The organism is Stenotrophomonas genospecies 3, from assembly GCF_054473855.1.
Window position 1 is genome coordinate 273,217 of record NZ_JBTMUR010000001.1, and the last position, 19,585, is coordinate 292,801.

Annotated in this window: 17 protein-coding genes; 2 read left to right on the top strand and 15 right to left on the bottom strand. The window is 66.8% G+C overall.

Features of this window, described 5'->3' with window-relative positions; translation table 11 throughout:
- Window positions 1-86: 86 nt before the first annotated feature.
- The 5 genes from ACX9OT_RS01185 to ACX9OT_RS01205 form a co-directional block, all read right to left on the bottom strand.
- Window positions 87-215, bottom strand: a complete 129-nt coding sequence (locus ACX9OT_RS01185) for a hypothetical protein (RefSeq protein WP_262975181.1) — start codon at window positions 213-215, stop codon at window positions 87-89.
- A gap of 40 nt (window positions 216-255) precedes the next feature.
- Window positions 256-1,767, bottom strand: a complete 1,512-nt coding sequence (locus ACX9OT_RS01190; protein WP_100437669.1) for a hybrid sensor histidine kinase/response regulator — start codon at window positions 1,765-1,767, stop codon at window positions 256-258.
- A gap of 4 nt (window positions 1,768-1,771) precedes the next feature.
- Window positions 1,772-2,212, bottom strand: coding sequence for a response regulator (locus ACX9OT_RS01195; RefSeq protein WP_005411057.1), 441 nt, complete (start codon window positions 2,210-2,212; stop codon window positions 1,772-1,774).
- Window positions 2,209-4,026: a sensor histidine kinase gene (locus tag ACX9OT_RS01200; protein ID WP_032130516.1), complete on the bottom strand. Its 1,818-nt coding sequence runs from the start codon at window positions 4,024-4,026 to the stop codon at window positions 2,209-2,211. Before ACX9OT_RS01200 ends, ACX9OT_RS01195 begins: the two co-directional genes overlap by 4 nt.
- A 230-nt stretch (window positions 4,027-4,256) precedes the next feature.
- Window positions 4,257-4,640 carry a BON domain-containing protein gene (locus ACX9OT_RS01205; RefSeq protein WP_006470382.1) on the bottom strand — a complete coding sequence of 128 codons (384 nt, stop codon included), beginning with the start codon at window positions 4,638-4,640 and terminating at the stop codon, window positions 4,257-4,259.
- Window positions 4,641-4,811: 171 nt separating this feature from the next.
- Here ACX9OT_RS01205 and ACX9OT_RS01210 point away from each other — a divergent pair, with 171 nt between their 5' ends.
- Window positions 4,812-5,855, top strand: a complete 1,044-nt coding sequence (locus ACX9OT_RS01210; protein ID WP_049463250.1) for an oxidoreductase — start codon at window positions 4,812-4,814, stop codon at window positions 5,853-5,855.
- 227 nt (window positions 5,856-6,082) lie between these two features.
- Here ACX9OT_RS01210 and gnd read toward each other — a convergent pair whose 3' ends face one another.
- The 7 genes from gnd to ACX9OT_RS01245 all read right to left on the bottom strand — a co-directional run bounded on the left by gnd (window position 6,083) and on the right by ACX9OT_RS01245 (window position 13,590).
- Window positions 6,083-6,988 (bottom strand): phosphogluconate dehydrogenase (NAD(+)-dependent, decarboxylating), encoded by a 906-nt coding sequence (gene gnd, locus ACX9OT_RS01215; protein WP_049463249.1) that lies wholly within the window; start codon window positions 6,986-6,988, stop codon window positions 6,083-6,085.
- Window positions 6,989-6,998: 10 nt separating this feature from the next.
- Complete coding sequence (locus ACX9OT_RS01220; RefSeq protein WP_049463252.1) at window positions 6,999-8,237, bottom strand: hypothetical protein; 1,239 nt, start codon at window positions 8,235-8,237, stop codon at window positions 6,999-7,001.
- 17 nt (window positions 8,238-8,254) lie between these two features.
- A complete protein-coding gene (locus ACX9OT_RS01225; RefSeq protein ID WP_049463248.1) occupies window positions 8,255-8,848 on the bottom strand; it encodes a DUF2242 domain-containing protein in 594 nt (197 codons plus the stop codon).
- Between the two features lie 241 nt (window positions 8,849-9,089).
- Complete coding sequence (locus ACX9OT_RS01230) at window positions 9,090-11,267, bottom strand: carboxy terminal-processing peptidase (protein ID WP_049463247.1); 2,178 nt, start codon at window positions 11,265-11,267, stop codon at window positions 9,090-9,092.
- Between the two features lie 318 nt (window positions 11,268-11,585).
- Window positions 11,586-12,596, bottom strand: coding sequence for a lipoyl synthase (gene lipA, locus ACX9OT_RS01235; protein ID WP_032130310.1), 1,011 nt, complete (start codon window positions 12,594-12,596; stop codon window positions 11,586-11,588).
- Between the two features lie 17 nt (window positions 12,597-12,613).
- Entirely contained in the window at window positions 12,614-13,324 is a 711-nt protein-coding gene (gene lipB / locus ACX9OT_RS01240; protein WP_010480980.1) for a lipoyl(octanoyl) transferase LipB, read from the bottom strand.
- Complete coding sequence (locus ACX9OT_RS01245; RefSeq protein ID WP_005411067.1) at window positions 13,312-13,590, bottom strand: YbeD family protein; 279 nt, start codon at window positions 13,588-13,590, stop codon at window positions 13,312-13,314. The genes lipB and ACX9OT_RS01245 overlap by 13 nt, the downstream gene beginning before the upstream one ends.
- Window positions 13,591-13,851: 261 nt before the next feature.
- Here ACX9OT_RS01245 and ACX9OT_RS01250 point away from each other — a divergent pair, with 261 nt between their 5' ends.
- The gene (locus ACX9OT_RS01250; protein WP_032130312.1) at window positions 13,852-14,925 is read left to right on the top strand and encodes a lipid A deacylase LpxR family protein; all 1,074 of its coding nucleotides are present in this window, start codon (window positions 13,852-13,854) and stop codon (window positions 14,923-14,925) included.
- Window positions 14,926-15,099: 174 nt separating this feature from the next.
- Here ACX9OT_RS01250 and ACX9OT_RS01255 read toward each other — a convergent pair whose 3' ends face one another.
- The 3 genes from ACX9OT_RS01255 to mltB all read right to left on the bottom strand — a co-directional run bounded on the left by ACX9OT_RS01255 (window position 15,100) and on the right by mltB (window position 18,837).
- Complete coding sequence (locus ACX9OT_RS01255; RefSeq protein ID WP_032130313.1) at window positions 15,100-16,320, bottom strand: D-alanyl-D-alanine carboxypeptidase family protein; 1,221 nt, start codon at window positions 16,318-16,320, stop codon at window positions 15,100-15,102.
- A gap of 100 nt (window positions 16,321-16,420) precedes the next feature.
- On the bottom strand, window positions 16,421-17,695 hold the full coding sequence (locus ACX9OT_RS01260; RefSeq protein ID WP_049463246.1) for a septal ring lytic transglycosylase RlpA family protein: 1,275 nt from the start codon (window positions 17,693-17,695) through the stop codon (window positions 16,421-16,423).
- Window positions 17,692-18,837, bottom strand: coding sequence for a lytic murein transglycosylase B (mltB, locus tag ACX9OT_RS01265; RefSeq protein WP_049463245.1), 1,146 nt, complete (start codon window positions 18,835-18,837; stop codon window positions 17,692-17,694). Before mltB ends, ACX9OT_RS01260 begins: the two co-directional genes overlap by 4 nt.
- Window positions 18,838-19,585: the final 748 nt, after the last annotated feature.

Genomic DNA, 19,585 nt, shown 5'->3' on the forward strand with positions numbered 1-19,585 from the left:
GGGGACTGGTAGTGCCGGCCGCTGGCCGGCAACCGCAGTGATCCCATCGCACGGCGATGCCGGCCAGCGGCCGGCACTACCGGGCATCAGCCCAGCGCTTCGGCCACCGCGCGGAACACCTGCTGCATCGGCAGCGGCCAATACCAGCCACGCATCTCCAGGGAAACCGGGGACTGGTAGTGCCGGCCGCTGGCCGGCAACCGCAGTGATCCCATCGCACGGCGATGCCGGCCAGCGGCCGGCACCACCGCGGCATCAGCCCAGCGCTTCAGCCACCGCGCGGAAGACCTGCTGCATCTGCAGCGGCTTGTGCAGCACATGCACCTCCACACCGGCCGGGAACGCGTCCGCCGCGACTGGCACCGCCGGGTCCTCCAGCACCAGCGCCGGACCGCGGTAGCCAAGCGTGGCCATCTCGCCCAGCAGCTGGCTGGCCGGCAGCAGCTTGGAACCGGCATCGGCGATCACCAGTGCCGGCAACGCCTCCTGCTGCATCCAGCGCAGCGCCGCCGGACCATCGGATGCCAGCTGCAGCTGATAGCCCTGGCTGGACAGCGCATTACCGAGCAGCGACAGGCGCGTGGCTTCGCCGTCAACCACCAGGATCGACTGGCCACTGCCCAGCGCCACCAGCTGCTCGATCGGCTCGCTGCCATCGATGGCCTCATGCATCGGCAGCCGCAGCTCGAAGCAGGTGCCCTGCCCCGGCTGGCTGTTGACGTGGATGCTGCCACCGGCGCCTTCAACGATGCGCTTGCAGGAAATCAGCCCCAGGCCGGTGCCATCGGCCTTGGTGGTGAAGAACGGATTGAACAGGTGCGACAGCGTGTCCGCATCCATGCCGATGCCTTCATCGGCCACGCAGATCTGCATCCAGTCCACGCCATCGCGCTCGCCGGCATGGCTGGCAGTCAGGCTCAGGCGCCCGCCGTTGGGCATCGCCTGGATCGCGTTGAGCGCCAGGTTCAGCATCACCTGCTGCAGTTCGGTGTAGTTGGCGTCGACCACCAGACCTTCGTCCTGCACCTGCAACTCCAGGCGCACCGCATCGGGCACGTTGCTGCGCAACAGCAGCGCCACCGCATCGAACAGGCCATCGATCTCGATGCGCTCGCTCGGCTTGCGCGAGCCGCGCACGAACGACAGCATCGACTCGGCCATCTCGTGGCCACGGCGGCCGCACTCGGCGATGACATCGGCCAGATGGTGCAGCTGCGGATCCTCGGTGCGCGCCTTCAGCAGGTCCGGCATGATCAGCAGCGGCTGCAGGATGTTGCGCAGGTCGTGGCTGAGGCCGGCGGCAAGCAGCGACAGGCTTTCCAGGCGCTGCGCGCGCATCAGTTCGGTTTCCACCCGCGCGCGCTCTATGGCGCTGCGTGCATCGCGGATCGCACGCGCCACCGCCGACGGCAGGCGCGCCGGCAGGTGCTTGATGATGTAATCGTTGGCGCCCTTCTGCAGCGCCGCCACCGCATTCTCCTCACCCATGGTGCCGGAGACGAAGATGAAGGGCACTTCCGGTGAGGTCTCGCGCACGATGCGCAGCGCGTCATCACCGGAGAACCCCGGCATGCTCAGGTCGGACAGCACGATGTCCGGCTGGAACGCGACCAGTGCCTGGCGCAGTTCGGCCTCGCTTTCGACACGCTCGAAACGGGCCTCCAGGCCCGCGTCGAGCATCTGTTCGGACATCAGCTCGGCATCTTCCGGTGAGTCTTCCACCAGCAGGATGCGCAGCGCCCCCAGGGCGGGACCGGTCAGGGGCATGGGCTCACTCGAGTTCCGGTGCCTGGTTGATCAACGCCCAGAACTTGCCCAGGGTCTGCACCGCGCCGAAGAACTGGTCCACGTCCACCGGCTTGACCACATAGGCGTTCACGCCCATGTCCCAGCTGCGGGCCAGGTCGCTTTCCTCGCGCGAGGACGACAGGATCACCACCGGCAGGCGCTTGAGCTCTTCGTGCTCGCGGATCTGCCGCAGCACCTCCAGGCCATCCATGCGCGGCATCTTGATGTCCAGCAGCAGCACCGCCGGCAGGCCTTCCTCGCGGTTGGCGAAGGCACCACGGCGCAACAGGTAGTCCATCACTTCCACGCCATCCTCGACGTGCACGATGGGGTTGGCCAGACGCGCCTCTTCCAGGGCGTCGATCGCCATTTCGGCATCAGCCGGGCTGTCTTCGGCGAGAAGAATGGTGCGCAGAGTGGTCATGCAGAAGGCCCTTGTTTGTCCGCATCGATCGCGGGAGGCAGGTAGAAGTGGAAGGTGGCGCCGACGTCCGGTTCAGCCTCGGCCCAGATACGGCCGCCATGACGGGTGAGCACGCGGCGCACGCTGGCCAGGCCGATGCCGGTACCCGGGTAGTCGCTGGCCTTGTGCAGGCGCTGGAAGACACCAAACAGCTTGCCGGCGTAGGCCATGTCAAAGCCTGCACCATTGTCGCTGACCGTGAACTGATGACCGCCGTCAGGCTGTGGCTGGTAGTCCACGCGGATCTTCGCTGGTTCGCGGTTGCCCGAGTACTTCACCGCGTTGCCGAGCAGGTTCAGCCAGACCTGGCGGATCATGTTCTCATCGCCCACCACGATCGGCAGCGGCGCGATGCTCCACTCCACGTGGTGCGCATGGCCGCTGTTCTCGGCCTCGGCCTGCAGGTTGGAATCGAGCATGGCGCGGGTATCGGCCACCAGCGACTGCATGTCCACCGCCTGCTGGCGCATTGCCGCGCGGCCCAGCCGCGAGTAGACCAGCAGGTCGTCGATCAGTGCCGCCATGCGCCGCGCCGAACTGGAGATCACCTCCAGGTAATGGCGGCTCTTGTCATCGGCGGCGTCGCCCAGATGGCGCGACAGCTTGTCGGAGAAACCGGCCACGTGGCGCAGTGGTGCACGCAGGTCGTGCGACACCGAGTAGCTGAAGGCTTCCAGTTCCCTGTTGACCTCGGACACCTGCGCAACCTTGCCTTCCAGCTGGCGGTTCAGTTCCTCCACCCGCAGCTGCACGGCACGCTGCACGGTGACGTCGCTGACCGTGAGCAACACCACTTCGTCGTCGGTGTCCGGCAGCGGCATGCGCCGCGCGTTGAGCAGCATGTAGCGCACCATGCCATCGGCGGCGCGCTGTTCATGCTCGAAGTCCCACAGTTCGCGGCCGCGCAACAGCACATCGGACAGTCGCTGGCGCATCACGGGGTCTTTCCATGCACCGTCGCCGACAGTGTCCAGCAACAGGCCATCGGCGCGTTCATCCTGCAGCCCGTACAGCTCGGCGAAGGCAGGGTTGTGCAGCTGCACACGCAGGTCGCGGTCGAGCAGCACGATCGGCTCACGCACGGTCTGCAGCACCGAGGCTGCACGCGCGGCCGAACGCAGCGACTGTCGTTCGGCATGCAGGCGGCGACCGATCTGCCGCTGCAGCAGCCACAGCACCAGGCCAAGCAGCGCCAGCTGGATCACCAGCGAACTCCACGACACCAGCTCGGTCTGCTTGCGCTGGCGTGCGGCCTGCTCGGCGCGCTGTGTCAGCAGCTTCTGCTCGCTCGCCTGCAGTTCCTCCACCAGGCCACGGATCGGATAGCGCGTGCTCAGGTCCTGCACCAGCTCGCGCTGATCACTGTTGGGTTCGGACTTTGCCAGTTCGCGGGCAAGCGCCATGCGCCCTTCCAGCATCGACTCGATACGGCCGATGCGGATCAGCTGCTCAGGATTGTCGCGGGTCATCCGGCCCAGTTCAGCCAGGCGACCGGGAAGGTCATTGGCTTTGGCCATGCGCTCGCGCAGGCCAGGCGCATCCACACCCTTGGACAGGGTCAGCGCAGCCGATTCGACATCGCGTACATCAGCCTGCAGCTGCTGCAGGGCCACACCCACGGCCTGGGTATGATTGACCCAGGCCATCGCATCTTCGCTGTCCTGCTGCAGTTGGCGCAGGGTCAACCACGGCACCACGATGATCGCGGCGGCGGCCAGCGCCAGGGCCGGCAACCGCCAACGGTCCCAGATGTCATCACTGAAAACCAGCGCCATAGTTCCTCGTCAGCACAGCCGCGGAGCGTAGGCCGATACCGGCCCGGCTGCGGCGGAACGGGCAATATAGCGCAGGCGGTCACAACTCTGGAGTTTCCCGCCTGGTTGGCTGAACGGGTTGCGGAAACCCACGGTAGAGCCGAGACGTGCTCGGCTGCAACCCAAAGGGCAGTCGAGCAAGCTCGACTCTACCCAGGCAGCGGGCGCCCCATGCGGGGCGCCCTCCGGGGTCAGCGCTTGGCAGCAGCGCTGACCTTCAATGCAGCGGCATCGACGCGGGTCACGCCCTTGATGCCCTTGGCGGTGGTGACCGCCTTGTCCTTCTCGGCCTGGGTGGCCACGGCACCACTCAGGCTGACCACGCCGTTCACGGTTTCCACCTTGATTTCAGTGCCCGGAACGTTGCTGCTGGCCAGCAGATCGGCCTTCACCTTGGTGGTGATCCAGGTATCGGTCACCGGCTCGTTGGAGTCATGGCGATCAGCATGGGTTGCCGGATGGGTGCTGGTCGGCGGGCTCTTCGCGGCCGGGTCCTTGGCGAAGGCAGCCGAGGAGGACAGCGCCAAGCCCAGGGTCAGGGCGGAAGCAATCAGCGTGCGGGTGGTATTGCTCATCGTGTCGTACTCCTTCGGAATGTGCTGCCAGTCTGGACAAGCCGCCGTAGAGCAGGCGTGGCGTTGCGGTCATGCCGCTGTGAATCGAGGCGTTTCCAACGGCAACGGTTCAGTTTTGGCCTGTACGCAGGTGTCGTTTACCCTGCCCTTCCCCATTGCCGGAGCCGTCTCATGCGCCCCGACCTGCAACTGGCCCTGATCGGCTACGGCCTCGCCGGCCGCGTCTTCCATGCGCCGCTGATCCAGCACACGCCCGGGCTGGTGCTGCACAGCATCGTCAGTTCGCAGCGCGACACGTTGCTGCGCGCGTTCAGCGACGTGCACGTGCGCGCCACGCCGCAGGAGGTGTTCGACGACCCGGCGGTGGACGCGGTGGTGATCGCCACTCCGAACGCACAACACGCACCGCTGGCGATCGCGGCGTTGGCCGCGGGCAAGCATGTGCTGGTCGACAAGCCGTTCGCGCTGGATGTCGCTGAAGCCGAAGCGGTGCTGGCTGCGGCACGTGATGCCGGACGCATCGCGACCGTGTTCCAGAACCGGCGCTTCGATGCCGACTTCCTCACCCTGCAGGCGCTGCTGGCCGAAGGCGCGCTCGGTGACGTGGCCGAGTGCCATGCGCACTTCGACCGCTACCGGCCGCAGGTGCGCGACCGCTGGCGCGAGCAGGACGGACCGGGCAGCGGCCTGTGGTACGACCTCGGACCGCACCTGCTGGACCAGATGCTGGTGCTGTTCGGCTGGCCCGAGGCCATCGATGCCGATCTGGCCGTGCAACGCGAAGGTGGCAGCGGCATCGATTACTTCCACGCGGTACTGCACTACCCGAGGCATCGCGCGATCGTGCATGCCGGTTCGCTGGTGGCGGCCCCCACGCCGCACTTCAGTGTGCATGGCAGTCGTGGCAGCTGGATCAAGCATGGGCTGGACGTGCAGGAGGCACAGCTGCGGCGCGGTGTTGCGCCAGGAGCGCCAGGCTGGGGCATCGACCCACGGCACGGCGAGCTGGTGCGCTGCGATACTGAGGACAATGTGCAGCGCAGTACCGTGGACAACCTGCCGGGCGACTACCGGCGGCTGTATTCGCAGTTCGCGGCGGCGATGCACGGCGATGGCGAGCCGACGGTCAGCCCGGTGCAGGCACTGCAGCTGATGCGGTTGCTGCAGGCCGGCATGGACAGCGCGCGCGAAGGGCGGCGAATCGCGTTGGGGTGATCGGCAGGGCTGCGCCCTGCACCTGCCGAATCAACGGCAACGTCAACGTCAAAAGCGGGCATTCCGTGGATGGCGGGGTGGGGTCCGACGGTGGGTGTCGACCTTGGTCGACACATCGACGTGGAAATCATCGGAGACGGCTTTTGTAGGGTCGAGCCATGCTCGACTGGCTTCATGGGGTCGGACCCCTTCGGCAACGCCGAAGGGGTCCGACCCCACCGCGGTGCTTACGATTTCTTGATGGCGTGGCCGCCGAACTCGTTGCGCATCGCCGACAGCAGGCGGTCGGTGAACGAATTCGATTCGCGCGAGCGCAGGCGTTCCAGCAGCGACAGGGTGATCACCGGTGCCGGTACATCCAGTGCGATCGCTTCGGCAACCGTCCAGCGGCCTTCGCCGGAGTCTTCCACGTACGGTGCAATGCCATCCAACGATGGATTGCGCTTGAGGGCTTCGGTGCTCAGGTCCAGCAGCCACGAGCGCACCACGCTGCCGTGGCGCCACACCTCGGCCACCTGGGCCAGGTCCAGCTCCATTTCCTGCTTGCGCTCCATCAGTGCGAAGCCTTCGGCGTAGGCCTGCATCATTCCGTACTCGATGCCGTTGTGGACCATCTTGGTGAAGTGGCCAGCGCCGGACGGGCCGACACGACCCCAGCCACGATCTTCGGCCGGTGCCAGCGTGCGCAGCAGCGGTGCGATCTGCTCCACCACCGACGCTTCGCCACCGACCATCAGGCTGTAGCCCTCCTGCAGGCCCCACACGCCACCACTCGTGCCGCAGTCGACGTAGCCCAGATCGTCTTCGGCCAGTGCCTTGGCGCGACGGATCGAGTCCTGGTAGTTGGAGTTGCCGCCATCGATGACGATGTCACCCTCGGCCAGGTGCGGGGTCAACTGGCCCAGGGTCTGGTCGACGGTTTCGCCGGCCGGCACCATCAGCCACACCACGCGCGGTGCCGGCAGCGCGGCAACCGCGGCGGCCAGCGAATCAACCACTTCCAGGCCCGCCTCGGCAGCGCGCTGGCGGGCACCCTCGCCCGGGTCGTAGCCGACCACGCGGTGGCCGCCGCGATGCAGGCGCTGGGCCATGTTGGCGCCCATGCGGCCGAGGCCGATCATTGCAATGTCCATTGTTTCACCTTCAGTTGGGGTCTAGGGTCAGGCTGCCTGGCCTGCCGGTAGCCGCGCAGTGGCGCAGCTGCGCCTCGCGCCAACGCCGGTAGAGCGTGGTATGCAGATTGTGCACCGCCAGGTCGATCGAAAACGGCGTTCGCGGGTTGCGATCGAGCAGGCGGGCGATGTGGTAGCCGATGGGACGTATACCGCGTGGATGCACATAGATCACGAACTGCTGGTAGAACGGATCGTCCAGCAGCTGGTCCATGCGTGCCAGCGTGTCGTGGTAGCGCGGTTCCAGCCGTGCACGAAGGTTGGGATCACGCTCGAACAACAGGCGCTCGAAGTAGCGCTGGCCGATGCGCGGGATGCCCTGCGCGAGTTTCCAGAGTTCGACATTGCGCTGGTCGTACCAGGCCAGGCCGCCATGCTCAGCCAGTGCCTGCGCGGCGCCCTCGCCCACCTCGACCACGACGAAGTTCTCGGCCTGGTTGCTCAGGTCATCCAGCGTGCCCTTGTCGTACACGTGCTCGATGAAACCGGGCACACCAACGAAGGCCTGCCGTCCCATCGCCGAGGTGCGCACCGCCTTGCCATCGGCGAAGAAATCACCCGCGTGGGCTCCGAGCAGGATGCTGTCGGTCTCGTGCAGGGCGAGGAAAGTGCCGATCGACAGTTCATCCGCTGCGAACTCCGTATCGAACGCGGCATCACCATAAAGCTCTCGTTGCGTGGCCAGCTGCGCGACCTGGCGGCCGACCCCGCATTCGGCACGCACGGCACCGCTGTAGAACGCCTCCAGTGCATGACTGTTACCCGCGCTCGGCACGAAGCCACGACCGAAACTGCGTGTGCGCTGCCAGCCTTGCGCACGTGGGCCCTGCAGGCCGAAGCCGATCCAGCCCAGCTGCGGGCCGGAGAAGCGGAAGGTGGGGTTGTCCTGCAGTGCAGAAGCCGCACGTTGCGTGGCCGCGCCCAGTTCGAAGGCATAGGCGCAGACCGTGGCTGGATCGTCCAGCAACTGTTGCAGCAACGCCTGGCGTGCTGCAGCGGACATTCCGGCCGGCCACCCCACGCGCAGATCGCCTGCCGCCTGTGCTGCAGCCAGCGAGGCACGTGTACACACCGGGCCGCCGTGCACCTGTGGTGCACCGGCCGTGACCTCGTCAAAGCGCCATCCCAGCCGCTGCAGCAGGCCCTGCGTGCAGTCCGGCGTTGCGGACGCAATGCCCAGCGCGGGCATCAGCAGGAGTGCCACTCCCATCAACGTGCCGCGCACGATCACCCTTGATCCGTGCTGCGGGCCGGTGCGGGCTCGGGCGGCGCGAGCGCAGGCGGTGCGGGTTTGCCAGCATCCGCCGGCAGGTACTGTTGCAGGCGCTGGAAGAAGCGCTGATAGAACCCGGCATCGGTGACGGTGCTGCTGGCCACTTTCACCAGGGAATCGTCATTGCTGCCGAACGGCAGCGACACCGAGCCCAATGCACCCACGCCCACGCTGGCCGACGTCGGGCTCTTCTTCAACGCATAGCGGTCCTGCACCGCGCTGACGAACACCAGCGTCTGGCTGCCACGCTGCGCGCAGGAGATGCGCAGCACCAGCTGCTCGTGGTCGTCCTCGCGTGGCTGGAAGTTCTTGTTGCCTTCCACCTGCGCTTCGTCGGAGCGGGCGATGGCGTAGCCCTGGCTGAGCAGGGTGCGCCGCGCGGCCTCGCAGGCGTCACCGGGGCGGCCATCGACGGTACGCGAGAAGGTGTCGCCGGAATCAAAGGATTCGCGCAGCAACGTACTGTCGGCGGCGCGGCCACCACAGGCCGACAGGATCAGGGCGCTGGCGAGCGCCACGGCAGCACTGGAAAGACGGGAGGCCCGCATGGGTACTCCTGCGAGGACGGTACCGCCAAGGGTAGCCCTGCGGCCGTGTGCGGCAGGTTGAAACCGGCGTGACCGAGCCACCCCGTTGCTGCCGGTTCATGCACAGAAAAGGGGACGGAGGGGATTAAGTCGTTTGTGGCACTTCGCTCGCCGGGCATGGCCCGGCGCTACCGTGAACGAGGTCCCCAGACAGAAAGGGCCGGCAATGCCGGCCCCTCGGGTATCACATGCCGTCGCCGGCTCAGTCGGCCCAGCGACCAGCGCCGGTCGACTGCGGCAGCACCTGCGCCGACAGCGGGCGATCATTGGCCAGCAGGTTCACCGCATCGGCCAGGATCGAGGCCGACTCGCGCAGCAGCGGGTCCGGACGCTTCTCGGCGGCCTTCTCGCGCGCTGCATCCTTGACGATGTCGCGCTCGTTGCCAGTCAGGCCGTCGTCGTTGCTGTCATCGGCCAGCGGGTCCAGGGCCAGGCCCAGTTCCTTGCGCATCGCCTGGCGCTCCTTGCGCTGGGTGTCCTGGCGCTCACGCTCGGCGCGGCGGGTGGCCTCGTTGAGCGAGACGTACTTCTTCGCGGCCTCGGTGCGGAACTGCTGCACGTCCTCGTTCCACCACTGGAATTCCTTGTCGGCGGCGATGCGCGCGTCATGGCGGGTTTCCAGCTTCGGCAGCAGCGGCGCGAAGTTGCCGTACTGGGTGTGCGGCACGGCAGCGATGCGGGTCCACGGCAGCGCGTTGTCGTAGGTGCTCTCGCCGAACTCGGTGGCATCGACACTGGCCGGGAAGGCCAGGTCCGGCACCACACCCTTGTGCTGGGTGCTGCTGCCGCTGATGCGGAAGAACTGGGCGATGGTCAGCTTCACCTGGCCGAAGCGCTGGGTCTCGCCACTCGGCCAACGGTCCAGGTCGACGATGTTCTGCACGGTGCCCTTGCCGAAGCTGGTCTCACCGATCACCAGGCCACGGCCGTAATCCTGGATGGCACCGGCAAAGATTTCCGAAGCCGAGGCCGAACCGCGGTTGATCAGCACTGCCAGCGGGCCATCCCATGCCACGCCCTGGTTGCGGTCGCTGTTGACGGTGACGCGGCCACCGGACTCGCGCACCTGCACCACCGGGCCCTGCTCGATGAACAGACCGGTCAGTTCAATGGCTTCATCCAGCGAACCACCACCGTTGTTGCGCAGGTCCAGCACCACGCCGTCCAGCTTGTCGTTCTTGAAGCCGGCCAGCAGCTTGGCCACGTCGCGGGTGGCCGAGGCGTAGTCGGCCGCGTTGCGGCGACGGCCTTCGAAGTCCTGGTAGAAGGTCGGCAGCTTGATCACGCCGACCTTGCGCGCCGGCTCGCCATTGGCGGCCGGAATGGTCATGGTCTCGCCCTTGGCGGCCTGTTCGGCCAGGCGCACCTTCTGGCGGGTCAGCACCAGAGTGTGGTGCTTGCCGTCGGCGCCCTCAGCAGCCGGGATGAACTCCAGCTTGACCTGGGTATCCTTGGCGCCGCGGATCTTGGCCACGACGTCGTCGATGCGCCAGCCGATCACGTCCTCGACCAGGCCGGACTTGCCCTGGCCGACGCCGACGATACGGTCACCCGGCTTCAGCGTGCCATCCACTGCGGCCGGGCCACCGGCGATGATCTCGCGGATCACCACTACGTCGTCCTGGCGCTGCAGCTGCGCACCAATGCCTTCCAGCGACAGCGACATCGCCTGGTTGAAGTTCTCGGCGGTGCGCGGGGTGAAGTAATCCGTGTGCGGGTCAACGGCGCTGGTGTACGAGTTCATGAAGAATTGGAAGACGTCTTCGCCCTTCAGTTCATTGACCGACTTCTCCAGCGTCGCGTAGCGCTTGTCCAGCGTCTTGCGGATGTCGTCCGGCTTCTTGCCGGCCAGCTTCAGGCGCAGCCAGTCGTTCTTGACCGACTTGCGCCACAGCTCATCCAGCTCTGCACTGCTGGCCGCCCACGGCACCTTCTTGCGGTCGTATTCGAAGCGCTCGTCGGTGGTGAAGTCCGGCTCCTGCTTGAGCAGCTTGCGCGCGTAGGCCACACGTTCGCCGACGCGCTGCTTGTAGACCGCGAACACCTGGAACGCCGGCTCCAGCTCGCCGCCACGGATGGCCGAGGAAATGTTGGCTTCGAACGGCGCGAAGCGCGCCACGTCGGCCTGGGTGAAGTACTGCTTGCCGCCGTCCAGCGTCTCCAGGTAGCGCTTGAACACGTCCTTGGAGGTGGCCTCGTCCAGCGCACGCGGGCGGTACGCGTAGCGGCTGTCGGACAGCAGGCCGTACACCAGCTTGGAGGTGGTCACCTGATCGGCGGTTGCCGCAGCGGGCAATGCCGGCGAATCGGCCTTGGCCGCCAGCGCCAGCGGCGCGACCAGCGCCAGGGCCATCAGGAATGCGGGGGCTTTGAATTTCATTGACGTGCTCGAAGGCGCCTTGCCAAGGGGGAGACTGCGGGGTGTTAAGACACCACGACAGTGCCGAAAGTTGCCGGGTTTGTCACCCGGCCGCGCTAGGTGGAAAACCAGCCTAGCCGGGCCGGTGTAGCAAATTGTGAATGGCTGAAGAGCGGCGCACCCAGCGGCGCCGTCTGTCCGGTTGCAGAGGGCATGGGGTTGCAAGCCCCCTGAGTCAGGGGGCGGCCGCGAAGCGGCGGGGGTGTGGGTGGTGGTAAGCCGGGGCCCACGGTGTGCGCAGCGCAGCGTGGGAAGTGGTAGCGCGCATCGCGCAACCGCTTACCGGACGCCGGCGCCCTTGGCCTGCACGTCGGCGTGGTACGACGAGCGCACCATCGGGCCGGAGGCCACGTGGCTGAAGCCCAGCTCGTAGCCGTAGTCTTCCAGCGCCTTGTAGTCCTCGGGGGTCCAGTACTTCAGCACCGGGTGGTGATGCGCAGTCGGCTGCAGGTACTGGCCGATGGTGATCATGTCCACGTCGTGCGCGCGCAGGTCGCGCATGGTGGCCTTGATCTGCTCGAACTCTTCGCCCAGGCCCAGCATGATGCCGCTCTTGGTCGGCACGTCCGGATGCTGCGCCTTGAAGTTCTTCAGCAGGTTCAGCGACCACTGGTAGTCCGCACCCGGGCGCACGTTGCGGTACAGGTCCGGCACGGTTTCGATGTTGTGGTTGAACACGTCCGGCGGGTTCTGCGCCAGGATCTCCAGCGCGCGCTCCATGCGGCCCTTGCCGCGGAAGTCCGGGGTCAGCACTTCGATGCGGGTGCCCGGCGACTTCGCGCGGATGGCACTGATGCAGTCGACGAAGTGCTGGGCACCGCCGTCGCGCAGGTCATCGCGGTCGACGCTGGTCACCACCACGTACTTCAGCCCCATGTCGGCCACGGTCTGGCCGAGGCTGGCCGGTTCGTTGGCATCCGGCGGCTTCGGGCGGCCGTGGGCGACGTCGCAGAACGAGCAGCGGCGGGTGCAGACCTCGCCGAGGATCATGAACGTTGCCGTGCCGTGGCCGAAGCACTCGTGGATGTTCGGGCAGCTGGCTTCCTCGCACACCGTCACCAGGCGGTTCTCGCGCAGCTTGGCCTTCAGGTTCTGCACGGCATTGCCCGAAGGAATGCGCACGCGGATCCAGGACGGCTTGCGCAGCACCGGCGCGTCGGCGAACTGCACCGGCGAGCGGTTGATCTTGTCACCGCCCAGCTGCTTGACCCCGGCCTGCAACGGCGCGGCGGACGGAGAGTCGCCCTGCACGATCTGCAGGGGAATGGAACGGGCGGTGGTTTCAGTCATGGCAGTTCCGGGGGCGGTCAGGCGGCCGCAGAAAGATCAGGCAGTTCGGGCGTGGGCTGCAGCAGCAGGCCGAACTGGCGGGCCAGGTGGTCCAGCAGCACCGGCTTGACGGCCTCCATCCCGGAGGGCCCGCCCAAGTCTACCACCGAGGTCACCTGCAACCCCTGATAGCCACAGGGGTTGATACGGTGGAAAGGTTCCAGGTCCATGGACACGTTGAAGGCCAGTCCGTGGAAGGTGCAGCCGCGGCGCACGCGGATGCCGAGTGCGGCGATCTTGGCGCCACCGACGTAGACGCCCGGGGCACCCTCGCGGCGTTCGGCGCCGATGTTCCACTCGGCCAGCGTGTCGATGATGGCCTGCTCGATGCGGCACACGTAGTCGCGCACACCGATGCCCAGCCGTGGCAGGCGCAGCAGCGGATAGACCACCAGCTGGCCGGGGCCGTGATAGGTCACCTGGCCGCCGCGGTCCACGTGCAGCACCGGGATCTCGCCCGGCGCCAGCACATGCTCGTCCTTGCCGGCCTGGCCCAGGGTGAATACCGGGTCGTGCTCGACCACCCACAGCTCATCGGCGTCGGCCTCGCTGCGCTGGTCGGTGAAGCGCTGCATGGCGCGCCACACCGGTTCATAGGCCTGGCGGCCGAGGTCGCGGACCAGCGCCGGGCGCGGCGCACGGTCTTCCGGGGCGGCTTCGGCCGGGCAGCTGTCGGCTACAGCGTCCACTTCACTTCCGGGTGGTCGCGCAGTGCCTGGTGCGCCAGGTCGTACTGTTCGCGGCTCTCGGCCTTGAACACGATGCGCACGGACACGTACTTGCCGTTGGAGGAATGCTTCCAGCTGATGCGTTCATTCACCACATCGATGCCGGCAGCCAGCAGCAGGCGGGGAAGCTCATGTTCCAGGCCGCGGTTGGCCGGGCCCATGGCACTGAGCTCGAACTGGCCGGGGAACTGGAAGCCGTGGTCGGGGTTGTCGGACTTGATTTCCATGCCCCCATTATCGGGCCGCAGGCCAACAAACCCAAGAGTATTCATCAACGTCAAACAGTGCACCGGTGAGTCGCTGCGTTGCAGCTGAACAGCCGTTCAGCATTGGCCGTTGCCCCTTGGGGCGCCGCAGGACAGTGCAGGATTGTCTTCACGAGACAATGTCGTTTTCGGAACAGACAAGTGATTCGAACGCGCTCGTTCCATCACGCCCGCACGAGTACCGTGTCGCGGCATATAACGACAGACAGAAAAAACCTCCACATGAGCCCCCCTTCCCAACGTCGCCTTGCAGCCCTCGGGCTGTCCGGCCTGCTGGCTGCTGCCCTCCCCCTCGCCGCCCAGGCGGCCGAACAATGTGGCCCGGACGCGATGCGCGACCACCCTCCGCAGGTCAATTTCCGCGTTGACAACGACCTGTTCGGCGGCCGCCACCAGGACCAGGGCTATACCAATGGTGCACTGTTGACCCTGGTCTCGCCCAATCTGGTCGATTACACCGACGACCCCTGCCTGCCACGCATGGCCCGCTGGGTGAACCAGTACCTGGAAGGGCTGCATCCGGGCAAGTTCGAACAGCAGAACATGATCTTCAGCATCGGCCAGGGCATCTTCACCCCGACCGATTTCAGCCGCAGGGACCTGATTGAGGACGACCGCCCTTACGCCGGCGTACTGATCGCAAACTTCGGTTTCAATGCGCGCAGCGGCGACCGCCTGCAGACCACCCAGCTGACGCTGGGCGTGGTTGGCCCGTGGGCACAGGGCAAGCAGGTGCAGAATGCCGTGCACGAAGTGCTGGGCGACGAGAAATTCAAGGGCTGGGACAACCAGCTGCACAACGAGCCGCTGTTCATGCTGACCCATGAGCGCATGCGCCGCTGGCCGGGCGATGCCAGCGTCAATGCCGACGGCTGGGGTTGGGACGCGATCAGCCACTACGGCGGATCGATCGGCAACCTGGAAACCAAGGCCAACCTTGGCGGTGAAGTACGCTTCGGCTGGAAGCTGCCGGACGACTTCGGCAGCACGCCGTTGCGCCCGGCCGGTGAGAACACTGCGCCGACCCGCGGCGGCCGTCCCAATGGCTGGTCCTGGCACCTGTTCGCGACCTCGGACGCCGCCTGGGTGATCCGTGACATCACGCTGGATGGCAACACGTTCCGCAACAGCCACAGTGTGGACAAGCGCCATGTGGTGGCCTACGGCGGCTATGGCGTGGCGGTGATGTACGGACGCTGGAAGTTCGCTGCGGCGCGTTACCACAGCACGCGCGAGTTCAACGGCCAGCGCGAAGCGCCGGTGTTCGGCAGCTTCACCATCAGCCGGTCGCTGTAGGTAGGTGCCGACCGTTGGTCGGCACACCGGGGCCGGCATATCCGGATGGATTCATGGGGAGCCGGCCAGCGGCCAGCACTACCCACATCCGGCAGGATTCATGCGCAAGCGGCATCCCGAAACAGAAAAGGCCGGCATTTGCCGGCCTTTTCCTTCACCACGCCGGGGCGTGGATCATTCCGATTCCCACCACATCCAGAAGCTGTCCCACAGGCGCTTGAAGAAGCCGGCCTGTTCGACGGCAGCCACCGCCACCAGCGGCGCTTCGGCCACCAGCTTGCCATCCAGCATCACCTTCACGGTGCCGATCTGCTGGCCGGCGGTGAACGGTGCTTCCAGGGTCTTGGGCACGTCGATGCTCGGCTTCAGGTCGTTGTAACGGCCACGCGGCACGCTCACCAGCATCGGCTGGGCCACGCCCAGCTGCACCTTGTCGGTGGTGCCCTTCCAGACCTTGTGCTCGGCCACGGCCTTGCCCGGCTCGTACAGGCGGTGGGTCTCGAAGAAGCGGAAACCCCAGTTCAGCAGGGCCAGACTGTCATCGGCACGCTGCTTTTCCGACTGGCCGCCCAGCACCACGGCGATCAGGCGCTGGTCGCCGCGCTGGGCCGAGCTCATCAGGCAGTAACCGGCTTCCGAGGTGTGGCCGGTCTTGATGCCGTCCACGCTGCCATCGCGCCACAACAGCAGGTTGCGGTTCGGCTGCTTGATGTTGCCGACCTGGAATTCCTTGATCTTGTTGTACGCGTAGGTTTCCGGGTAATCGCGCACCATCGCACGGCCCAGCAGCGCCAGGTCGTAGGCGGTGCTGTGGTGGCCCTGCGCAGTCAGGCCATGGGCGTTGACGAAGTGCGAATTCTTCATGCCGATCTTGGCGGCATAGCTGTTCATCAGCGACGCAAAAGCTTCTTCGCTGCCTGCCACGTGCTCGGCCAGGGCGATCGCGGCGTCGTTGCCGGACTGGATCGCCATGCCCTTTTCCATGTCTTCCAGGCGCGCGGTCTGGTTGACCGGGAAGCCGCTGTAGCTGCCATCGGTACCCGCGCCACCTTCGCGCCAGGCGCGTTCGCTCATCATCACCTGGTCATCCGCACGGACCTTGCCGTTCTTGACCTCGGCGGCGATCACGTAGGACGTCATCACCTTGGTGATGCTGGCCGGAGCCAGCTGTTCGTTGATGTTTTCACCAGCCAGCACCTGGCCGGTGGCGTAATCCATCAGCACCCAGGCCTTGGACACGCTCGGCGCCGGCGCCGGCGGAGTGGCGACGGTGGCCGGGGCGGCAGCGGCGGCGGCAGGCGCCGGCGTGGCCGGAGTCGGCAGCGGCGTCTGGGCGGAAGCCAGGCCCACCACCAGGGTGGCGGCCAGGGCGGTGGCGGCGGAACGGAAATTCATTGGACAGCAGGCTCCAGGGGACGGCCGGGAATGGAGGGTGGAACGTAGCGGCCATTGTAAGGCCGGGGCAGCATGGGCCGGCAGCACCGGCCCGGGTGGATCAATCCTTGACGATCTGCGGCGAACCCAGCCCCAGACCGGCGATGCGGCCGACAAGTTCCGCGGCACTGGCATGGTCGCTGGCGGGAACGCGCAGGCGGAACAGCGTACGGCCACCGGCGGCGATGTCACTGATGGTGGCACCGACGATGCCCGCGGCGTTGAGCTGGCCCATCGCGCGGTTGGCGTTGTCACGGTTGGAGAAGCTGGCAACCTGCACCATGACTGCGCCCACCACCTGCTGCGACAGGCTGGGGGTAGCGGCGGCGGTGCGGACCGGTGCCTGCGCAGCGGCGCGCGGCGTGGTGCTGGCAACGACCGCCGGAGCTGGCGCGTATGTGGTGCTGCGCACCGGCGGAGCACTCGGCGGCAGGCTGCTGACCGCCACATCCGGCACGGTGCTGGCCACGCCCTGGGTGGTGGCCGGCTGGCCACGCGCCGGCATGCCATCGGCCGGCAGCCCCTTGACCAGGCGATCGATGTCGCTATCGGCGGCGGCACGCGCGGTCGGTGCCGGGCGCGCACTGGCTACAGCGCTGGCGGCGGCCGCTTCCGCAGCACGACGCTCGCGGCGCGACGGCTTCTGCGCCAGCAGGTTGCCCTCACCCGGCTGCAGCGCGCGCACTTCCACGTTGCCGGTGCCGCGCTGGGTGATGCCCAGGCGCACGGCAGCGGCATAACTGAGATCGACCACGCGGCCATCATGGAACGGACCGCGATCGTTGACGCGCACGATCACCGACTCACCGTTGTCGAGGTTGGTCACGCGGGCGAAGCTGGGCAGCGGCAGCGTCTTGTGCGCAGCGGTGAACTGGTACATGTCGTAGACCTCACGGTTGGAGGTCAGGCGGCCATGGAACTTGGCACCGTAGTACGACGCGGTTCCGCGCTCGACGTAGTCATGGGTGTCGTCGAGCACCTTGTACGACTTGCCCAGCACCACGTACGGCGACTTGTTGCCGATGGCCGAACGTTCCTCGGCGGTCACTTCCGGCTCGGGGATGCAGGCCACGTTGGGAATGTAGTCGGGCGTGCTGTCACGCACGCCCGGCTTGTACAGGCCACCAGCGGTGTAATTGCCGCGGGTGCTGAGGTCTTCCTTGGCCGCTGCATACGGCGAACCTTCCGGGCAGTGCGCCGGTCGCGAACCACGGCCCTGCACCAGCGTGCCGCTGGACTTGCCACCATGGCCGGCCGTGGCCGGCTTCTTCGGCGCGCTGCTGCAGGCCGCCAGCGCGAAGACGATCAAGCTCGGGACCAGCCATCTGATGTTCATGCCGGGGGCAGCTCCTGTCCGGCGATGGCCTGGGACAGCTGGAACACGGCCATCGCGTACATCTTCGAGAGGTTGTAGCGGGTGATCGCGTAGTAGTTCTGGAAGCCCAGCCAGTACTGCTTGCCGGTGCTGCCTTCCAGGGTGATCGGGGTGGCGGTGGCGCCCGGCTGCACCGGCGTGCTCGGCTGGTAGCCGCGCTGTGCGAGGTCAGCCAGCGACCAGGTGGGCATCCATTCGGTCGGGTTGAACTCCTCGCGGCCCGGGGCCAGCGTGGCCGGTACCGCAACCTGGCCACCACGCACCCAGCCCCCCTTCTTCACGAAGTAGTTGGCGATGGACGAGAACACGTCGTCGTAGCTGGTGAACAGGTCGCGACGGCCGTCGCCATTACCGTCCACCGCGTAATCGAGGTAGCTGGACGGCATGAACTGGCCCATGCCCATCGCGCCGGCATAGCTGCCCTTGAGCGTGGTGATGTCCAGGTTCTCTTCGCGGCCCAGCTCGAACAACTTGGCCAGCTCATCGCGGAAGAACAGCTCGCGGCGCACTTCGCGCTCCAGCTTGGCCGGGTCGCCGCTGCGCGGGTAGTAGAACGCCAGCGTGTACAGCGCATCGAGCACGCGATGGCTGCCGGCATTCTTGCCGTAGCTGGTTTCCACGCCGATGATCGCCACGATCACTTCGGCCGGCACACCGGTGCGCTGCTGCACGCGATCCAGTTCGGCGCGATGCTGGGCCAGGAACGCGCGGCCGCCATCGATGCGCGCCTTGCTGATGAACATCGGCCGGTATTCGTTCCACGGCTTGACCCGCTCGGCCGGGCGCGACATCGCGGCGATGATCGGCTGGCGCACCTGCGCCTGGTCGAGCACGCTGCTGATCTGCTCCGGCTTCAGGCCATAGCGCTTGGCGGTATCGGCAATGAAGCGGGTCCGTGCGACCTCGAACGGCACCGGGGTGAGATCGACCGGCGGCGCGGTGGCGGCAGCGGCTTCGGGCGCGGCCTCGGCCGGGCCATGGGCCTTGGCGGCGGGCTGGCGCGGCGTACTGCTGGCCTGGGGCGAAGACGGTGGGGACTTCGGCTGGGTCGCGCAGGCGACCAGGCCGAGGGTGAGCATGCAGGCCAGAGTGCGTCGAATCATCGTCGCAGGTTAGCAGGTCATGGATGAATTAAAACCCCTAACACCATGAATCACAACGATTTGCCTGCGAGCAGCGGGAAATGTGAAGACGTCGTGATCACACTTCCCCATTCAGATAGAGGTTGCCGGTTGCGTCCCCATCCCCGCAGACGCAACCGGCGACCGGATCCGGTCGGTACCCGCGCGGCTGCCGCTCCCCAGTGGCAGTGCTCCGCGCTCCCTGTACCCGTTGGATCAGTACTGCTTCCCGCCCGACGCCCCCTCGCGCTGCAACGATTGACGGCGCGCCGTGCCGAACGGGCCGCCATTGTGCAGGCCGATTACGACAAGTCCATTGATCAGGATCAACGCGCTGTAAAAGTGTGAACCAGCTAACGCTTTTTCCGGACTTTGGTCAGTGGACGTGCTGACGTGCATCGTTGTGAGAACGCTTCCACAACGGGCGTTGCGCAGAGTCAGGAAGTTTCCAGCCAACGGCGCAGCCCCTCGTGGGTGGGGTGTGTTGCGGAAAGCAGAAGCCGCCGCTGGGCCGGTCGGGTTGGGTACGCGGGGGACGCCGTGAATCCGTCCCTGGAGGCTTGGCAGCCGCTTGCTCTTGCGCGCAGTCCTGCACGCGCGGCAAGGCCAGGGTTGGGCGTCCTGCCCAACCCGCCCGAGGCATGCCTCGGGCCCATGCGGCTGACACCCCCGCATACCCAACCCGACCGCCCTCTGACAGATTTCGGTGGTCTGCCACCCACGGAGAAGA